Source organism: Bacillus sp. ISO11 (assembly GCF_003458115.1).
GTDB classification, from domain to species: domain Bacteria; phylum Bacillota; class Bacilli; order Bacillales; family Bacillaceae_G; genus Bacillus_A; species Bacillus_A cereus.
In genome coordinates, this window is the sequence record NZ_QXCO01000019.1 from 29822 (window position 1) to 49846 (window position 20025).

The following is a 20025-nucleotide window of genomic DNA, read 5'->3' on the forward strand; positions in this document are numbered from 1 at the left end:
CTATATCCCCCCTTATAATTTTCATTCCGAATATAATTATATATAAATTAAGTAAATTTACTGTTAATATTCTATTTCATATTGTAAATTTTGGCTATTCGTTTACAATCAATAGGTGATAGTCTTTCTAATTTGCATCGCTTGTACATATATATGAAAATAGAAAAGAGTAGGCGGTGATATAGTATGAAGAAAAAGTATATTATTATGGCTTTAGTTGTCGTTCTCCTAGTATATTTAGCAAACAGTAATCCGAGTAAGGGAGAATATACAGAATGGGCAGCGAAGCAGTTTATGAAGCGTAATGATGTGAGTAAGAAGCTAGATGAAGTTCAAAAAGAGAATGAAGAGGGTCTCCTTGGCGACTTGGCATCGGCCGGTAAAAAGTTAGCCAAAAAGTATGTTGAGCCACAAGTTGGGTTATTAATTGATCATTATACGAAGCGAAATGATTATATATTCTTCTCAACATATACGACTGAGTTTGATATAGGTGAAGAACATTATAAGTACGTATGCGTCGGTTTTTCAAAGATTTTTATCCCGATTGAAATGCCGAAGAAAAAAGACGAATCTGCAAAATGATGCAGATTCGTCTTTTTCATTTTATAGAGTAATTGGAACTTCAGATACATTTTTTTCTACAAGGCGAGCTCCCTTTTTTCTTGTATTTTCATCAATGGATGAAAATACAGATGAGGCAAGGATTGTATCCATTACTTGATTTACGACTTGTGCATCGATTGGTGTGATGGGCGTATCGATAGAAAAAACGACTGTTTTTCCATCTTCTTTCGCGAAAATCAACTCTAGTACTTGCATGTGTTATTCCCTCCTTTGTATTTATCCCGCTATTTACGGGATTTGGGTCTGCCGGTTAAATTGTGGGCTAATAATCAGCGGGGATGAATAAAATCCCCACTGATCCGAGTTTTACTTTATAGTTTAGAAAGATCTGATGTGCCTACAAGTTGTACAGCGTGAAGTGGTGATGCTTGTAAGGAAGCTAGAGCATGAGCTACATTGTGTACTTGATCTAAGCTCGCATTTGTTTTAACACGTTTAAATTGTTTGCTCTTGAAAACTGTTTTGCCGTTCTTATCTAATCCGTTGTTTAAGACAAGACGTAAAGTTAAATCCATTACGATTGTTTCAATTGCCATGTGTATCACCTCCTTTCACTTTATAAATAGGATGCAAATGTCATGTTTTGGCGTGAAATTTTTTCTTTTTTTTGGTACCCTTAAAAGATTAAGAGAGGAGAATTCTGGATAATGAATCGTAAATGGTTATTTTGGATTCCTGTATTACTATGGATGGGGCTGATTTTCTATTCTTCGGCACAACCATATAAAAAGCAGGATATGCGTTCAGATATTGAACAATATGTAAATGTTGAATTTGTGAAAGAGCATTTTTCATGGGTATCTATCGATTATGGTGGAGGAACCCCTGTTAGTATTGCGAATAAAGGTGTAGGCGGATTTATTGAGTTTTTCCTTCGTAAAGGTGCTCATTTTATGGTGTTCTTTATGCTAGGTTCATTGATTTATTACGCTTTTCATCGATCAGGTTATTCGAGGAAAAGATGTTTTATATATGCCCTTCTTTTCGTTGCGGGTTATGCAACATTTGATGAAATTCACCAATGGTATACGGGAGACCGTACACCAATGTGGCAAGATTCATTGCTTGATACGTGCGGCGGGTTAACGGGGATTATAATAAGTAATTGGTTTTGGAATAGAAAAAAGCGCTAATCTCATTTCGAGATTAGCGCTTTTTTTGCGGGTAGTAAAACTCTACGTGATTGGCCTAATTAAAGTTTCACTTTATCCCGCATTAACGGGCAGTAAGATCCCCACCTCAAAATTCAGTGAAAGTAAAAAAGTTAGGTGGGGGGGGGGGCTGCCTGTAAAAGCCAGATTGGTGAGGGCTGATAATCAGTTGGAGATGAACAAAACCCCCACTGATTCAAGTTTCACTTTATACACCGAGTAATTCTTTTAGTTCGTCTGTTGATAGTTCAGTCATCCAACTATCGCTTGTGATGACTGCATTGTTTAGAGATTGTTTTCTTTCTAGCATTTCATCAATTTTTTCTTCTAATGTTCCTGTTGTAATGAGTTTGTGAACATGAACAAATCGTTTTTGACCAATGCGATATGCGCGGTCTGTTGCTTGATTTTCCACAGCTGGATTCCACCAACGATCGTAGTGAATGACATGGTTGGCAGCAGTTAAGTTTAATCCTGTTCCGCCAGCTTTTAAGGATAAGATGAAAATGTCATACGTTCCGTTTTGGAACTCCTCAATCATCTTGTCGCGATCTTTTTTCGGTACACTACCGTTTAAGAAGAGGACACGCTGGCCGAATTTTTCTTCTAGCACACGTTTTAGCATGTTCCCCATGCCGATATATTGAGTGAAGATGAGGCAACTTTCATTTTGATCTTTTATATTTTCTATGAGCTCCATCAACGTTTTTGTTTTCATAGAGCGTTCAACGACATTTTGTGGCTCTTCTTCTTTTAAATAAAGAGCTGGATGATTACAAATTTGTTTTAGCTTGTTCAGCATAAGTAATATAAAGCCGCGTCTTTCAATTCCACTTAATCCTTCGACATTTTGCAGTGTATCTTGAACAAGTTGTTCATATAAGGAAGCTTGTTCACCAGTAAGAGGACAGTAAGCTTTTTGTTCTTGTTTATCTGGTAAATTTAATGCGACTGTTTGATCTTTCTTCGTTCGGCGCAGTAAAAATGGTGAGATAAACCGTTGAACTTGCTGGATTTTTCCTTCATCACGATCCTTTTCAATTGGTGTGACGAAGCGGCGTTGGAATTGCCCTAAGCTTCCGAGATATCCATGATTAATAAAGTCGAAAATGGACCAAAGTTCAGCGAGGCGATTTTCCATCGGCGTACCAGTTAAAGCGATTTTGTGATTTGCTTGCAAGTTTCGTACTGCTTTCGACTGTTTCGTATGTGGGTTCTTAATATTTTGTGCTTCATCCAAAATAACAGCATCCCAGCATAATGAAGTTAGTTCTTCCTCATCGAGTTGAGCCAATGCATAAGATGTTAATACAACATCTGCCGATTGAAGGAAATCTTCAAAAGAATTGCCCTTATCTCTATTACTTCCATAATGTAATTGAACACGTAAATTCGGTGCGAAACGCTCAAATTCTTTTTGCCAATTTCCAAGAACAGATGTCGGCGCTACGATTAATGCAGGGCCTGTTTTGAGATTGTTTTCTTTTATATATAGTAAGTAAGAGATTGTTTGAATACTTTTCCCGAGTCCCATATCGTCAGCTAGCAATGCTCCAAATCCAAGCTTTCGTAAATATAATAACCATTCAATGCCGTGTTGTTGATACGGACGAAGTGTTGCGTTTAGTGAAATAGGGACATCTACTTTTGGAATATCTCCAATATGAAGCAGCTTTTGGAATAGTTCCTCATAATATCCATCTAGTTCGATTTCAATATCAGTAAACGGACTATCATCTTCTACAATTTCTGTTTCAGCCGTATTTGATAAATGTTGCTGCAGGACATCTTTCATCTCTAGTCCGTATTTATCGGCACGGTTCATGAGTTTCCTTACTTCTTCGATAAAGGCTGGATCTAGTCGCATCCATTGACCATTTATATTAAATAGACGTTTATTTTGTTCAACGAGTTCAAAAAATTCGCTTTCTGATAAATCAATGCCGTTCGTCGAAATGCGCCAATCAAAATTAACGAGCGTATTCATACCGAAGAACGATTGTGTTTGTGCTGTATTTTGCTTCAGCTGGACACGTAATTTCGGTTTTGTTGCTTTTAAATTTTGCCACCATGATGGTAGTAAAATTGTAATGCCGGCTGCAAGTAATTCATTGCTTGCTTCTGTTAAGAAGTTCCAAGCTTCTGTTTCAAAGAGCTCATTTCGGAACGTATCTCCTTCTTTTAACCACGGTATGAGTTTACTAAAACCTTCTTGTGTTTCTGTAATCCGTTCTTCGTAATCGTGCCATCTTTTCGGTAAGGAATCGATGTTTTCATATACATATATGCGATGCGCCCCGCGCTTTGGTGTCACAATTGTTTCAAGCTTCCACATTTCAAATTCTTCTTGTGGTTCTTGTAGTCTTAGTCCGATTGTAAACGGAAGATCATCTTCAATATAACCAATTTTCCGAAGCCAATCTTCTTCATGTAGTGCTGTTTCCAGTTGTCTTTTCGTAAAGTCATAATGTTCATATAGTCTTTTAGCATCTTCCCAGCCGTCATTTGAGCGGTTGTCTTGTAATATGCTTTCATTTACTGCTGCTGAGAAAAGCGATGCTAATGTGTCATCTTCAATTGGTGTATTTTGAACTTTCCAAGATGGTTGTTTAGGCCAATGATTCATATCTGGTACGAAACTACCACTCGTAAAGGCATCCCATAGTTCATTTGCATCTTTCGTAAGTGCTGTAATCGTGCCGTTTATTTGAATATGTGCAAAGGAATTCATCGGTTTGTTTGCAATGTATTCAAAGGCTTGTGCATTTGTTAGCAGCACACCTTGTTTTCCTTCGAAGGTTGCTTCTTTTAGAAACGTACCGTAGAAAGAAGTGGAGTGCCATGTGAATGCATTTCGTTTCCAACTTGTTACGGATAATGGAGTACCGCTGTCATCTTCTCCCCAAAGGAACCAACCTTGACTAACATGCTGGAGCCTAATTGTTACTTCAGTTTGATTGATCATCGATTAATTTTCCTTTCCGTAATTCCTCTTGTAGTGCACGCAGACGTGAATGGAGATTGGCGATGTGAATAATGAAAGCATCCCATTCATCGGTGCGTTTTAATCGTTTATATAATGTGCGTAATTTCTTTAAGTAACGAACTGCACGTTTATATGATTTACGATTTCGTTCTTCAATCGCCTCTACAGCAGCAAGATGGTAAAGAGGAAGTACCACTTCTGGCGCTTCTTTTTCAATATCTTTCAGTGGCTCTTTCAACAGTTCAATTGCCTCAAATCCATATAAGAGATGAAGCTCTGCCCATGTGCGATACTGTTTTTTCGCGAGTACGTACTGTTCGTAGTTTGTGAAACTATACGGTAATAGTTCTTGTAAAATCATTTCAAAACCAGCTTGTTCATTTGTATGTGTTGTGTATGTTTCATACATGATTACAAATAGCCGAACGATATCTTTTATGAAAATCGTATTTTCGTGATCTTGGATCGTTTTCTTTACTTGTTTATACGTAAAGGAAAGCCAGTTTTTTGCGCGATCCCATTGCATGGCACTTAATAGTTCTTCTAACCAATAGAAGTATAGACTCACAACAGAAGCAGGTTGTTTCTTTAGTAAGTCCATCGCTAGTAAATCTTCATCATTTAAAAAGAGAAGATGAGAAAACGCTAATGCTTTGGATAGTGGATTGATTTTCGTATCGATTCTTTTTTCTTCCTCTTGTATGTTCGCTTTATTGTTTAAAAGTTCACTCCATATGTGACGATAAATGAAAAATCGCTCTTGCGTATAAGCGTCGGTAGAGAAGAATACTTCATGAACGAGACGAGCTGTTTCTTGCAAAATTATTTCAGACTCTGAAGGAATCGCTTCTGATTGTAAGTCCCGAACGATGGATTCCACTTTATCGACAAATAGGCGAATGACATTAACAGGTTGGTGATAAGAATACGTTTTGTTTGCTTCGAATGCCTGAATTTCTTCTAATAATTTTTGAAAGCAGTAAATTGCTGCATGTAACCTGAATAATTCATGTATGACGATGACGCGCGGAGCTTTCCGCTCAAGCTTCGTATAGAAATCTGTAAAGATACTCATAAGAAAATACATTTGTTTATAAGTAAGGCGAGCTTGTTCTTTTTTAAATGAATCATATTCTTTTTCAAAATATGATTCCCAACTTTTATAATCCGTTTCTTCAAAAGCTGATGATTGCAATACTTGTCTTGCAGTTCTAATAGGAGGAAGGGAAGGTTTCGTATTATTTTTAAATAAAGTTAATACATCTCCTACTTGCCCGAAACTAGACGCTGCAGATAGTAATACAGCGAGCATATGCTCACATTGTGTTGGTGCGAAGCAATCACAATAACTTTCAGCGACATTACGAATCGGAATATGAACGCTATATACGTTGCCTTCCGCATCTACAGTTCCTGACAGTGTATAACCATCAAAGTCAACGTTGTAGACAACACCACTACGATATAGGTGCCGAGCTGTAGCGACATGTTCCTGATCAGCTGTTTGCTGTGGATCTAGTCCTTGAACGAACTCATTCGCAATCATCATAATTTCATCTTTCGTAATTGAGTGTTGCAGCATAATATTCCTCCGTACACATATTTCTTTCCTTTACCATTATAAACAAAAAATGCTCAAAACAGAAAAAATGAAATTTGGATTACATAACTTGAAAATCATGGTAATATATAAAATGTTAATTTCGTATATGAATATATACGTATAGGAGGAGAAAAAATTTGTCAGATTTACAGACGAAGTTAGGTAGTGGAATGAATAAGTTACAAGAAGGAATAGAACAAGGGAAAATGAAGTTGCAAGTTGCACAAGAAATTGCTCAATTGAAAAAGGGAATGCAAGTGCAAATGCAGAAAAAAGCAGAGGTTCTATTAGAGGTTGGGCAGCAAGTGTATGTTCAATTAAGAGGAAGTGGAGTAAATGAAGCGAGCTTAAAAGAAATGATTGCTCCAGTTCAAGAATTTGATGTAGCTATTTATCAAGCAAGAAAGCGCATTGTTGAATTGCAAAAACAACAAGGTGAAAAAGCTACATGTGAATGTGGTGGACCTTTATCAATAAATGATAAGTTTTGTGGTTCGTGTGGAAAACCTAACCCGATGTTAGCAGTAGAAAATGAAGGTGAAACGGTAAATTGTATTTCATGTAATGAGCATATCGATAAAAACTCTACTTACTGTCCAGTTTGTGGAATTAAGCAAAGTGGGGAGTGAATTAAATGTATTGTCGCACATGTGGAAAACAACATGGTGAAGAAGTAAATTATTGCCCAAATGAAGGTAGTATGGAGATTGCAGGAGCTATAGATGCAGTAACATTAGAAAAAGATACTGCAAAATACTGCAAAGGTTGTGGCAGTGAAAATGCTCAAAAAAATTTATATTGTCAAAAGTGCGGGTATTCTTTATCTGTTGTGAAGAAAAAAGAACAATCTGTAAAATTGCCTACAATGGATGGTGCTCCTAAAGTTGAATTTAAAGCAGATAAAGCCGTTTTACAAAAAGGTTTTATTGGTGGGGCTGTTGCAAGTATTCTCATGTTAATTGCTGGTTGGATTGGTAGTTTATTATTTGCTTCTATGCTAAGTGAGATGTTTAGCAAATTTGCGAAAGAATTAGAAATGTTGCCAAGTTTTTATTCGAGTGCAACTTCTACGATGTTAAGTTACCATTTACTTGGTTTTACAGCTAACGATGATAGTGGGTTGATATTTTCTTTATCTTGGCATACTCCATTTACATTATTATTAATCATTCCATTTATTATTTTCGCTGGTACAGGAATTTGGTTAGGGAAACAGCATGTTGCGAAAACGATTAAAGATCAAATCTTTATGGCAGCAACAGTTGGTATTATTTATGGCGTCTTTTTATTCATTATAAGTTTTATAGCATCACAATCTTTTGCAATTCCATTCTCAGAAGCAGGTAAGATTAAGCTTGGCTATTCAGCGATTAAGAGTTTATTGAGTGGTTTTGTATGTGGGACATTATTTACATTATTAGGATTTATTGCTCATACAAGCAAAAACAATATGGCAGTAGCATTTCAAGAGTTAATGCCATATGGAGCGTCTGTTTATTACGGTGTTTCAGCTATGATAAAAGGACTATTAGTAACAGCGGTAGCGGTTTGTATTATGGCGTTAGTAAGTAAGGAAGATGGTATTGAACCATTAAAAGAAATAACAACTTTAAAATCTGAAAGTACATTATTAGCATTAGAGTTAACACCTCAATTATGGAGTATGGCTCATTTTGCGCCGTTAGAAGTATCAAGTCCAGCACTTAGTAAAGAATTTACTAGAATTGGTAAGAAATCAAATACATATGAGAGCACACTATCGTTTTCATTTATATCAGGCGTCTCTGTAAATGGCGTAGAGCTTAGAGAGATATTGATTTCAAAAGGAGCAAATGAGGAAAGCCTTGCAGAATTTGATAAAGTGAATAACATATTCCATTATGGTTTATTACTGCTTATTATTCCATTGTTCTTTATGTTTAGAGCGGGAAGAAAGTTAGCTAAATTACCGACTGCCAATATATATATTACATTAGCGGTATGTAGTGGTTCTTACACAATTATGATGATTGTAATGAATATGATTTCTAAGTTCCAAATTAATGTTTCAGGAACGGTAACAGGTTTATTTGGAACAAGTGGAACGGTATTATCTATGCAAAATTCATTTATATATTTAACTTTGTTTAGTTTGATTGTGACATATGTAGCGGCATTTGCTGGAATGAAATTAGCTAAAAAATAGGAGGAGAGCACGTTGAAGTTTTGTGGAACATGTAAAAAGAACGTTGCAGACCATTTGAACTTTTGTCTGGAGTGTGGGAGTAAAGTAGAAGTAATCGTTGATAACACTGCTGCTTCATATACAGAATTACAAAGCGAGACAAAATCAGTGAAAAGTAAGAAAAAATTATTTTTGATCATTGGTTTTGCTGTTATTGCTGCATTATTATTTGGGGCATATAAATTTGGAGCATATAAGTTTTCAAAAGAAAAGCAAGTAAATGTAATGATTGAAGCATTCCAAAAGAAAGATATTAATGCAATCGATGAGTTTGTAAAAGCGAATGATTCAAGCTTAAAGATTAAGACAGAGGATATTAAAGCGTACATGCGTTATTTAAAAGAGAATCCTTCTTACAACAAACAATTACTGTCTTATTTACAGAAAGAGACAGTAGATCAAAAGTTAACTAAAGATAAATCTTCATTTAAGGACGGGGAAATAGTAGAAGAGGGAAAAGAGTGGTTCTTATATCCAAAGTATAAGTTTAGCATGAAATCTTATTATATGAGCATTAGTACAACTGCAAAAAATGCAGAGATATATGTGAATGACAAAAAAGAAACAGAGCTTTCTAGTGATAAAACTTCGAAAGAGTTGGGGCCATACTTCCCAGGTACATATGTTGTAAAGGCAACGGCGAAGACAGAACTGACTGAATTAGAAACAGAGAAAGAAGTAGATCTAGCGGATGAACAGAGCGAGAAGGTGAAAGTGGATTTATCACTTGAAGGCAAGTATGTAAGCATTTCTTCTGATGAAAGTGATGCAACTGTATTTGTGAACGGGAAAAAACGTGGAAAATTAAATTATGGAAGTTATAAGCTTGGTCCTGTATCCACAGATGAAACAGTAGAAGTACATTTAGAGAAAACTACTGATTTTGGTGTGATGAAATCTGAAAGTGTTAAAATTGGAGACCAAAGCACGTATTACTTAAAATTCCCGAAAGAAACATCAAGTTCAGCGGTGGGCGAATTTGTAAGAAATCATATTTATGATAACGTACGTGCAATTTCATTAAATGATTTTAGTTTAATTGAAAAGAATTATGATAAGAGCGGGAAATCGTATAAGGAAGACCGTGATTATATACAGTATTTACACAAAAAAGGAATTACAGAAGACTTATTAGCGATGGAAGTTCGTAATGTAGAGCGTCAAAGTGATACGAAATATAAAGTAACGACATATGAAGAGTATCATATTCGTTACGGTGATGGATCTGTGAAGTTCAAAAGTTTTAATAACGAACATATTGTAACCGTGAATGGAAATGGAAAGATGTTGTATCATTCTCTTGGTGCAAATAATACTTTGAAATCAGAAGATGTATCTGGTCCAACTCGTTAATATGAGAGAAGCTGTTCAATATTTGAACAGCTTCTTTTTTGTAGCTAAATCGATATTTCGTGTCGAACCGTTGATATATCGTAAGTTATGATAGATATAATTGAAAAATCGTTGATATATTTTTTTACAATTATGAGTGCGTTTCCTTTAGTATCGCTTGTACATATGGATCATGTAATATTTGCTCTATAATTGGTAACATGTTTTGTTCAAATGGAATGTTGATAGGAAATGGCTTTTGAGAGCCTGGTTTTATTCCATATTGCACAATTTTGTAATGTGTATTGTTTTCAGACTTGAGCATAATTAACTTATAGCGGTTATCATCGCTAGCGAGTGAAAAATCAATAGAAGTAGCGTTATATGTCACTTCATCTTTATATATGTACGGTTTTGGCGTACCAATCCAGTCTACTTTTGCTTGTACATTCATGGGCATAGCCTCCTTATATGTATTATAAATAAAAGCCAGCTCTCAATAAAGAGAACCGGCTTGTAATTTAGCAGTCATTGGTTATTTTAAAATTTTCACTTTAACAGTTTTACGTCCCCATTTTTGAGCAGCGCTATCTGATCCAAGTAAGATATCGATACGGTTACCTTTAATTGCACCACCAGTATCTCCAGCGATAGCTTCTCCGTAACCTTCTACCCATACTTTAGATCCTAATGGGATTACTTTCGGGTCAACAGCGATCATTTTCATGTTTGGATTCGCAGTTAAATCATGACCCATTGCAGTTAATACACGGCCGCCATATGTGCCACCGTTTTCGCTCGGGTGAGCTGTATATGCTGTAGCTACAACTGTTAACTCACGACCACCAGATGGTTCGCTAGTTTCAGCAGCTTTCACAGCAGGCTTAGCAGCTGGTTTTGCTTGTGCTACAGGTGTTTGAGCCTTAGCTGGTGCTTCAGCTTTAGCAGGAGCCGTTGTTTCTTGTTTCTCAATTACAGGTGCTGTACCTGTTAAGAAAGGAACATGAACATAAGCTGTTTTCCCGTTATATTCAAATTGTAACCACTCATTTTGTACTTGGTTCGTTGTTTCGATTACATCGTCTTTCTTCAACTTTCCAAGAACCTCTGAGTTTGTGTTCGCTTCAGCACGTACGTTTAATACGTTAGCTGTTACGTAGTAGATGCTTTTTGTGAACTCTGCACTTACGAATGCGTCTTTACCGTCTAAAGTAACTTTTGACCATCCGTTCTCTGTATTTTGTACATCTATTTTATTACCGTTTAGTAATTTACCGACAACTTTTGATTCCGTAGTAGGGTTTTCGCGTACGTTTAGTACATCTGTTGTTACAACAGTTTCTGCATTAGCAGATGATGTGAAAATCCCAAGACCAAAAACTGCTGCTGTTGCTATACCAATTAATTTTTTCATGATAGCCTCCATTGCGTTTGTTTTCGTGTCCTCATTATAGCAACAGATTTTTTCGGATTTGGGGAAAACACACAATTACAAACCATTCGTAATAAGTCGTTAATATCCTGTAATATAACAAAAAATATAGGAAAGCGTTTTTCATTCTATATGACTCATAGGTTTCTAGTTATATTCAAAATATTTAATACAACATGTTTTTTTCGACGTAAATAAAAATATTACAGGAATGTTACATGATGTTTACTAAACGATTACATTCCTTGAGTATTTTACCGTTTTATGGGTAATATAGTTATATAAACATAAACATTTTGTTTGTGAAGCTATAAACACGTGCTATATACTAGCAAAAAAACCGCATAATTGTTACAAAACGAAAGGGTTGCAAGGAAGAAATTTGCCCTTTTTTACATATGTAACACATCCTTTTTTAGGAAAATACATTCCTATCCGCGTTTTTCTCACACAATTTGACAGCAGTATTTCTAACTTGTAGCTCTTGCAGAGTGAAAAGGTTATACGAAAGGTAAGGCTGTCCATAAGAATTCGAATTGGTGAAGGTGAAAATAAGAAAATCACTGCAAAATTATAGTTTTCTATCCGATTTTACATATCGGAATTTATGTTATTTACAAAAGCGAAACCTACGAAGGGGGATTTGATGAGGAAACTGACAAAAACATTCATCGTTTCATTAACATTATGTATTGCATTTACAATTTGGGGGATTATTCCCGAATCTATTATTGGAAAAGGTAGCTTAGGAAATGTAACAACCGCAATTCAAACTGCATTAGTTAGTAAGTTCGGCTGGTTTTATATTATTTCCGTTTCTATTATTTTAGGTGTGTCTATCTTTTTAATTGTTTCGAAATACGGTTCTATTCGTCTAGGTAAAGATGATGACGAACCTGATTATAGTTATATGACATGGTTTGCTATGCTATTTAGTGCTGGTATGGGTATCGGCTTAGTTTTTTGGGGCGTTGCTGAACCATTAAACCATTTATACGCACCTCCGTTTGGAGAAGGTGCAACTGAGGAAAGTGCGCGTCTTGCACTGCGTTTTTCATTTTTCCATTGGGGATTACATCCTTGGGGACTATATGCGTTTGTAGCGTTATGTATTGCTTACTTTACCTTTAGAAAAGGAAAAGCAAGTACGATTAGTGCGACAGTAGGTCCGTTATTTAAGGGCGGGGAACACGGGCGTATTGCTCATTCATTTGATGTGTTAGCTGTTTTTGCAACTGTGTTTGGTGTTGCAACGTCATTAGGTCTCGGTGCAAAACAAATTGCGGGTGGTGTTAGTTATTTAACATCTATCCCAAACTCATTAACGACACAGTTAGTTATTATTGCAATCGTAACAGTATTATTTATGTTATCTGCACAAACAGGTCTTGATAAGGGAATTAAATATTTAAGTAATACGAATATTATTTTTGCGTTTGCACTTATGATCATTGTATTATTTGCGGGTCCAACAAACTTTATTATGAATTACTTCACTTCAACAATCGGTTCTTATATTCAGGAATTACCAAGCATGAGCTTCCGTTTAAGTCCATTAGACGAAGGTGGAAACCAATGGATTCAATCGTGGACAATTTTCTATTGGGCATGGTGGATTGCGTGGTCACCATTCGTAGGTACGTTTATTGCTCGTGTTTCACGAGGCCGTACAATTCGTGAGTTTGTTATCGGTGTGTTACTCGTACCGACCGTAATTGGTGCACTGTGGTTCTCCGTTTTCGGCGGAACAGGTATTCATATGGAGCTGTTTGGTGATGCACATATCTTCGAAAAAGTGAAAGAGATGGGAACAGAAGTAGGATTATTCGCTATGTTCGATCAGATGGGCAGCTTTGGATCAGCTTTATCAGTTTTAGGTATTTTACTTATTGCAACATTCTTTATTACATCTGCAGACTCTGCAACATTTGTTTTAGGAATGTTAACGACACATGGTAGTTTAAACCCACCAAATCGTATTAAAATGATTTGGGGTATCGTTCTAGCCGCGATAGCTTCTACGCTATTATATATTGGCGGATTAGAAGCATTACAAACGGCAGCTATTATTGCAGCATTCCCGTTCGTCTTTGTTATTTTCTTTATGATGGCAGCATTATTTAAAGAGTTACAAAAAGAAGGACGTATGAAGCGTCATTAATAATAGAAGGAAAAGAGCTGATTTCATATCAGCTCTTTTTTTATCCCTCTATTTGCTGAGCAGTAAGAACCCCACCTCAAAATTCAGCAAAAGCAAATAAATCGAGCTGCTTGTAAAAGCCCTATTGGTGATGGCTAATGAAAGTTTCACTTTATATAGAAGGAATTTGAAATGCGGGTAGGGGAAATAAAATACTTTACCATATAAGTAGTATGCCTTTTATACGAAGAAAAAACGATAGGTTTCGACAATATTCGATCCCTTACGAATTCTATTCATATTTTTGACAAAAAATTGTCGGAAATGTGTTGTCACGTTTATATATATGTGCTATATTATTTCCTGTAAGCGATTTCAAATAGTTTTAAAGCGCATTCAAGGGGGACATCTAGAATAATGAAACGTTACGAAAGAAAGTGGAAGCATATTTGTTTGAAACGTGTGGCACATCGTAGTGTCCAAGAAAGCACGGAACCTAAGACTGAAACGCGCAAAGAACAGCAAGAGAAGCAATTGGTTCTACAAAAATAGCAATCACTTTTTCGTATATAAATGAAGGTCGATCGTTCGTTGGGGGATGGACGTGAAATTACTTTCAGCTAAGGGGTATTGTCTGATATATAATTTATACGGCAATAAATAAGCACAGAGCATACGGCGCTCTGTGCTTATTTTTATTATTTATCTTTTTTAAATCGAACTGTTTTATCCCAGCCAATGACTTGTTTCTTGCTCTTTGCACGTAAGTATAAGATTAAGCTACGAATAAATAAGTACGTAAAGAGCTGTGCGTACGTAAAGTACATAATAACGCTAATAAAAATATTAGTCGGTGTAAAGGTTCGTTCGACACTCTGGGCACTAAATAATTGAGAAACATATGTAATATATGCAACATACCACATAAATAGTAGCGGAATGCTATATTGAATTTGGAATATCCCGAGCAGCCCAATTACAAACCAAACGTTCGAAATGATTAGGAATAGCCAAAATACAACATACACCAGAACTTGTTGTAAGGAATGAATAAGCAGCTTTCCTTTAAAGAAACTTAATGATGAGAACATTTTTTCTAAAATATATAAATTTCCTTGGAGCCAACGTGTACGTTGTTTAATAAGAATTTTTAAATGTTCTGGTTCTTGTTCCCAAGTAACTGATTCTGGGACGATTGGTAAGAGATAACCTTTTTGTGTAATTCGTAATGTTAATTCAGCATCTTCTGCAATTGCGTAAGGGTCATAGCCACCAAGCTCTTCTAGTGCGGAGCGACGAAGAAGCATGTTTGTTCCTGTCAGCGAGCCTGTTTGGAATAGTAACCAGCGTCCAGATTGCATAAGGAGCTGGAAGATTTGGAATTCTAGCGAAATCATTCGCGTCAACCAGTTTCTTTTTTCGTTTACTGTACGAACGTGTCCAACAGCTCCAACAGCATCTTCAGTTGTTTCAGCGTGCTCTACAAGCATTCGCAGTGCGTGTGGTTCAGGTTGGTTATCTGCATCGTAAACACAGAAGTACTCACCATCTGAAATACTAAGCCCATAGTTTAGTACACGTGATTTACCCTTCGGTTCACCGGGAGGAACACGAATATGGCGAATATGAGCATAAGCTTTGTCGAAATCATCTCCGATTTCAGGTGTTTCATCTTGAGAGTTATCATTTAATAAATAAATAGTTAGCTTTCCTGGATATTCAATCTTTGCCATCGCCTCTAAAGTATCTTTAATAACGACGCCTTCATTATGGGCAGGTATGAAAATATCGACGCTCGGATAATGTTCTAGCGTACGATCTTTTCGTTTACTATTTCGGTGAATTAAGCCCGCGATTGTTAAGAAAGAGTAGTAAACGAGTAAGCCAGAGAATAGAAAGGCCGTAAAAATAAGTACATATTTAATTGAAAATGTGATACTAATCCAAAAAACGAGTACGCAAAACAGAAGGAATAAAAGAAGTATAACGAGAGTCATCATAACAGTGTCTGTCCTTTGTTTCCAATTTGCTCGCTTGAAATTTTTATATCTTTGATTGCTTCAGCAGCAAGCCATTGCTCCATTTTTGGTTTTAGGCGGTTCATTACAATGTCAGCACCAGCTTCATTTGTGTTTTGTAATAAAATAACTAGCGTATTATTATCATATTCAGCAGCAAGGTCAAAATCATTCCTTACCGTTTCAACTAATAAAGAAGCTACACGGTCCATAACACTTTCCTTTGTATATTTACTAAAGGAAGTGAAATCAAAGTAAACAATAATGCCTGTTTCATTACGACGATTCATTGCAGTCGTTAATAACGCTTGGCGTCTCTCGAATTCTTGTCTTGTTAGTAATTTGGATTCTCCAATATATTGTTCCAATGTTCTCACACGCTCAGTTAAAGCTTTATTTTCATGAATCACTTTTTTCAATAGGTGAGTTGTTATATATACAATGAAGAAGTTAGCTGCCATCAGGAAGTGGGTAATCATATATTGCCATTGATCTGATGTACTCCATAAGTGAAGCCATGCTTGATAGAACAAATAAAATACGGAAATAATGGTTCCTAGTATGAAGAAAACAAATGCTATTTTGTCAGCTAAAAATAAGAATAGTACATTTACGATTACGTATATTATTGTAAAAATGAGAGCATGCTCATATTTCGTCACATGTACAGTAGTAAAATAAAATACAATTTGTAAAATCCACATAGAGAGGATTTTATAGAACTTATCTTTCACAAAACTTTCCTCCTTAAAGCTATTTCATCAATAGATACTTGTAGTATGCGCAATTATTAAGAAATTGACCATGTCGTTAAACTCTTTTGAAGGGTAACAACAAGTAGTATCTCTATTTTCATAAGAAAAATAAAAAGACTTAAACATTATTGTATCATAATGTGCCTATATTAAGGATAAATTGATTAATAGATACATAAAAGACGTTTGGATTGTATGAAAAAAGTCTCCTCTTGTAGAAAGAGAAGACTCTATATAAGTTTATAGGAACATCATACCTGCAACTGCTGCGTTTAAGAAGTTCGCTAATGTACCAGCGATAACTGCTTTAATCCCTAATTGTGCAATTTGTTTACGGCGAGTAGGAGCTAACGTTCCTGTTACACCTAATTGAATTGCGATAGAAGAGAAGTTTGCAAATCCACAGATTGCAAATGTTAAAATTAGATTTGTTTTGTCAGAGAACTCTGCCATGTGTGGTCCTAAGTTTGCGTATGCAACGAATTCGTTGATTGCAAGTTTTTGACCGATAAAGCTTGCTGCTTGTATCGCTTCACCAGGAGAAACCCCGATTAAGATTGCGAATGGTGATAATAAGTAACCAAAGATTAAATCAAGGCTAAGTTTAATATCGAACAGAGAACCAACCCATCCTAATAATCCATTTAATAAAGCGATTAATGCGATGAAAGCCATTAACATTGCTGCTACGTTAATAACAAGTTGCATACCTTCAGATGCGCCGCGTGCAGCTGCATCAATAACATTTGCGTCTTCACGTTCTGTAGAAAGTTCAACGTTATTATCTACTTTTTCTGTCTCTGGCATGATTAGTTTCGCAATTAATAAGCTCGATGGAGCCGCCATAATTGCAGCTGCTAATAAGTGCTCTAACGGAATACCCATTGCTGCATAACCGACAAGAACGGATCCAGCAACAGCTGTCATACCGCTTACCATAATAGTGAAGAATTCACTATTTGTTAAGCGTGCTAAGTAAGGTTTAATTAAAATTGGAGCTTCAGTTTGTCCTAAAAATACAGTCGTTACTGAGTTTAGGCTTTCTGCTTTAGAAGTTCCAAGAAGTTTACTTAATGCACCACCAACGATGCTAACAAATTTCTGCATAATACCGAAATAATATAAGATTGCTACTAATGAACTAATAAATACGATTGGAAGTAGTGCTTGAATAAAGAATACAAATCCCCAAGGTCCCTTTGCGTTGACTAAATCCCCAGTAACGAACTTAATTCCCTCGTAAGAAAAATTAATTAATCCTTGAACACCGTCAGCAGCGTGTTTTAAACCTGCTTTACCAGCATCCCATCGTAATACGATAAATGAAAATGACATTTGTAATGCTAGCGCGATTAAAATTGTGCGCCAATTAATAGCTTTGCGGTTGGAAGATAGTAGAAAAGCAATTGCTAATACTCCAATCACGCCGCCAATTCCCCATAAAAGATTCATGCAGTGTATGCTCCTTCCTCATAGTAAAAACAGTGTATAAACCAGTTGTCTATACGTTTACGAATATAACATCTTAAGTAACTTATCATAATGGACATCGGAGGTCAAACGTCTAATGAAAAGTTTAAATAAAAAGAAAATTCTTCAAAAAAACACATATAAAATATATAGACATGAAATAGGTTATGTTTTTTATGGAAATATATACATTATGATAACGTTATGCATTGTTTTTGCAGAATAAAGTGTATGAAATGGAAGAATGGATACATTATTTTTATAGAGGGAAGCTAGGGGAAAGGGAGTAATGTGTTGAAATCGTACAAAAAAGCCTTCTAGTAAACTAGAAGGCTTTGAAACTATTAATTAAGGTGCTTTCGTGTATCCTAAGAAGTGGCTCTTCCAATAAGAGTTACTTAATGAAGCGATTGCGACACCTTTATCTCCAGCTTGGATAAATGATCCGCCCCCAAGGTAAATACCCATGTGAGAAGGACCAGATTTATAAGTGTTTTGGAAATAAATTAAGTCACCAGGTTGTGGACTTGAAGTTTGTGGTAGGCTACTCCAATATCCTGCAACACTTTGGCGGCTAATGTTATGACCAAATTTCTTAAATACGTGGTAGATGTAGCCACTGCAGTCAACACCGTTAGCAGAAGTTCCGCCCCAAACGTACGGTACACCTTGCATTGATTTTGCGTATGCAAGTACGGAAGAACTGTCGCCGCTATTGTTGCTTGTATTATTATTGTTGCTATTGTTTTGATTGTTATTTTGGTTATTGTTAGGCTTATTATCTACTGCGCCTCCAACTGGTGTTTTAGATAGGTAACGTGTTCCGATATAACCAGTTTGACCGTTGTAGTTAATTTTGCTCCATCCAGAGTTTTCAGAGATTACTTGAACCTTCTGTCCTTGTGGAAGTGCGCCTATGATTCTATAATTTGTACCTTCGCCGCTACGTACATTTAGTGCAGAAGCATTAATGTAGTAGTCGCCAATTGCACCTTGGTTAGGTTTTTCAGGTTGTTTTGGTTGCTCAGGAGTAGTAGTGCCACCTTTAACGAATTTTACAAATTCGCTACTAACAAAGCCTGTTTTTCCTTGGTAATTTACTTTAAACCAACCGTTTTCAGATCCAACTACGTTTAATGTTGTACCATTTAAAACGCCACCAATTACACTATGGTAAGCGGCAGGGCCTGTACGAACACGTAAAGATGTAGCGTTAACTACGTAAGAACCGCCAGTTTGAATAGTTCCATTATTATTGTTTTGCTCTTGTTTGTTGCCTTCTGTAACGTTTTCGTTAGAACCGCCTTTTGTTACATAGTCTTTGCTTACATAAGCAGTTTGTCCTGCGTAATTGATTTTGAACCAATCTTGAACTTCGCCAACAACTTGTACTACTTGTCCTTTTGTCACAGAACCTACAGTTGTGTGAGAAGTGCTAGGACCTGTACGAACGCGAAGGGAAGATACATTTACTGTATAGTTTCCGCTTGCTGGTTTTACTTCTTGGTTGTTATTATTCGTATTGTTGTTTGAAGAACCTGCATTAGAAGAAACGCCAGATACGAATTCGCCACTTACATAACCTACTTGTCCATTATGGTTAATTTTCACCCAACCATTTTCTTGTCCAATTACGTTTAATGTTTGTCCTTCATATACACGCCCAGAAACAGAACTAGATGTGTTAGGAGCTGTACGTACACGTAATACATCAGCGGTAACTTTATTGTTTCCACCTGTACTTACATTGTTGTTTGCTGCGCCACTTTTTGATACAAATTCACCACTAACAAAGCCTGTTTGTCCATTAATGTTAATTTTGAACCAACCGTTTTCTTCGCCAATCACGTTTAGTGATTGACCGTTATAAACGCGTGAGATGATGTCGTGAGAAGTGCTTGATCCCGCACGAACATGTAATACGCTCGCGTTTACCTTATAAGATGAGCTGTTTGATGCAGAAGCTTGGACAGTTGTAGCAGCTTTTTGTGTATTTTGTTCAGGTGCAGCTTGAACACTATCAAGTGTAGGTGCTGCTCCTCCTGCTACAGACACTGCCGCAAGACCGGCAAGATACTTTTTCATAATTTGTCGATTCCTTTCTGTCTGTAATGTAGTGAAGAAATATTTACCAACTGTTAAAAATTCTAAAGAGCATGTCGATTACTGTCAAGACTTATATAGGAATCTGAATATGACAAAAAGATTACAAGAAAAAAATCAAGGCATAAAATTACACCTTGATTTCCATTTAAATGCATATATTGAATATGAAAGGACAGAAATT

16 protein-coding genes are annotated in these 20025 nt (G+C 36.2%); 6 read left to right on the forward strand and 10 right to left on the reverse strand.

Annotated features, from left to right (window positions below; translation table 11 throughout):
* The first annotated feature begins 186 nt into the window (after positions 1-186).
* Entirely contained in the window at positions 187-585 is a 399-nt protein-coding gene (locus D1166_RS19380) for a DUF4359 domain-containing protein (protein ID WP_000731405.1), read from the forward strand.
* Positions 586-606: 21 nt separating this feature from the next.
* Here D1166_RS19380 and D1166_RS19385 read toward each other — a convergent pair whose 3' ends face one another.
* Together D1166_RS19385 and D1166_RS19390 are read right to left on the reverse strand one after the other, a co-directional pair.
* Positions 607-822 carry a DUF2922 domain-containing protein gene (locus tag D1166_RS19385; RefSeq protein ID WP_001197593.1) on the reverse strand — a complete coding sequence of 72 codons (216 nt, stop codon included), beginning with the start codon at positions 820-822 and terminating at the stop codon, positions 607-609.
* Between the two features lie 116 nt (positions 823-938).
* Positions 939-1163: a DUF1659 domain-containing protein gene (locus D1166_RS19390; protein WP_097855824.1), complete on the reverse strand. Its 225-nt coding sequence runs from the start codon at positions 1161-1163 to the stop codon at positions 939-941.
* A 111-nt stretch (positions 1164-1274) separates the two neighbouring features.
* On the opposite strand from D1166_RS19390, the gene D1166_RS19395 reads away from it, so the two are divergent.
* The gene (locus tag D1166_RS19395; protein ID WP_001080709.1) at positions 1275-1760 is read left to right on the forward strand and encodes a VanZ family protein; all 486 of its coding nucleotides are present in this window, start codon (positions 1275-1277) and stop codon (positions 1758-1760) included.
* Between the two features lie 226 nt (positions 1761-1986).
* On the opposite strand, the gene D1166_RS19400 is transcribed toward D1166_RS19395, so the two are convergent.
* Positions 1987-4743 carry a DEAD/DEAH box helicase gene (locus D1166_RS19400; protein WP_118043389.1) on the reverse strand — a complete coding sequence of 919 codons (2757 nt, stop codon included), beginning with the start codon at positions 4741-4743 and terminating at the stop codon, positions 1987-1989.
* Positions 4727-6346 carry an SWIM zinc finger family protein gene (locus tag D1166_RS19405; protein ID WP_118043390.1) on the reverse strand — a complete coding sequence of 540 codons (1620 nt, stop codon included), beginning with the start codon at positions 6344-6346 and terminating at the stop codon, positions 4727-4729. Before D1166_RS19405 ends, D1166_RS19400 begins: the two co-directional genes overlap by 17 nt.
* A 158-nt stretch (positions 6347-6504) precedes the next feature.
* Between D1166_RS19405 and D1166_RS19410 the strand changes: the two genes are divergently transcribed.
* Genes D1166_RS19410 through D1166_RS19420 form a run of 3 tightly spaced genes read left to right on the forward strand, consistent with a single transcriptional unit; the run spans position 6505 to position 9944 of the window.
* Positions 6505-6996, forward strand: coding sequence for a zinc ribbon domain-containing protein (locus D1166_RS19410; protein WP_001281753.1), 492 nt, complete (start codon positions 6505-6507; stop codon positions 6994-6996).
* A 5-nt stretch (positions 6997-7001) separates the two neighbouring features.
* Positions 7002-8552, forward strand: coding sequence for a zinc ribbon domain-containing protein (locus D1166_RS19415; protein WP_118043391.1), 1551 nt, complete (start codon positions 7002-7004; stop codon positions 8550-8552).
* A gap of 12 nt (positions 8553-8564) precedes the next feature.
* Positions 8565-9944 (forward strand): zinc ribbon domain-containing protein, encoded by a 1380-nt coding sequence (locus D1166_RS19420; protein ID WP_098595752.1) that lies wholly within the window; start codon positions 8565-8567, stop codon positions 9942-9944.
* Between the two features lie 130 nt (positions 9945-10074).
* Here the strand turns inward: D1166_RS19420 and D1166_RS19425 are convergent, their stop codons facing one another.
* Together D1166_RS19425 and D1166_RS19430 are read right to left on the reverse strand one after the other, a co-directional pair.
* On the reverse strand, positions 10075-10377 hold the full coding sequence (locus D1166_RS19425) for a DUF3910 family protein (RefSeq protein WP_098283158.1): 303 nt from the start codon (positions 10375-10377) through the stop codon (positions 10075-10077).
* An 81-nt stretch (positions 10378-10458) separates the two neighbouring features.
* Positions 10459-11337, reverse strand: coding sequence for a cell wall-binding protein EntA (locus D1166_RS19430; RefSeq protein ID WP_000733346.1), 879 nt, complete (start codon positions 11335-11337; stop codon positions 10459-10461).
* A 664-nt stretch (positions 11338-12001) separates the two neighbouring features.
* Here D1166_RS19430 and opuD point away from each other — a divergent pair.
* Entirely contained in the window at positions 12002-13516 is a 1515-nt protein-coding gene (gene opuD, locus D1166_RS19440; protein ID WP_001230117.1) for a glycine betaine transporter OpuD, read from the forward strand.
* A 677-nt stretch (positions 13517-14193) separates the two neighbouring features.
* On the opposite strand, the gene D1166_RS19445 is transcribed toward opuD, so the two are convergent.
* From D1166_RS19445 to D1166_RS19460, 4 genes are all read right to left on the reverse strand, one after another.
* Positions 14194-15495: a glycosyltransferase family 2 protein gene (locus D1166_RS19445; RefSeq protein ID WP_118043392.1), complete on the reverse strand. Its 1302-nt coding sequence runs from the start codon at positions 15493-15495 to the stop codon at positions 14194-14196.
* Positions 15492-16247, reverse strand: a complete 756-nt coding sequence (locus D1166_RS19450) for a nucleotidyl cyclase domain-containing protein (RefSeq protein WP_098595750.1) — start codon at positions 16245-16247, stop codon at positions 15492-15494. Before D1166_RS19450 ends, D1166_RS19445 begins: the two co-directional genes overlap by 4 nt.
* Before the next feature lie 261 nt (positions 16248-16508).
* Positions 16509-17720, reverse strand: a complete 1212-nt coding sequence (locus D1166_RS19455) for a NupC/NupG family nucleoside CNT transporter (RefSeq protein WP_001051029.1) — start codon at positions 17718-17720, stop codon at positions 16509-16511.
* Between the two features lie 366 nt (positions 17721-18086).
* Positions 18087-19823 (reverse strand): C40 family peptidase, encoded by a 1737-nt coding sequence (locus D1166_RS19460; RefSeq protein WP_098286453.1) that lies wholly within the window; start codon positions 19821-19823, stop codon positions 18087-18089.
* Positions 19824-20025 lie beyond the last annotated feature (202 nt).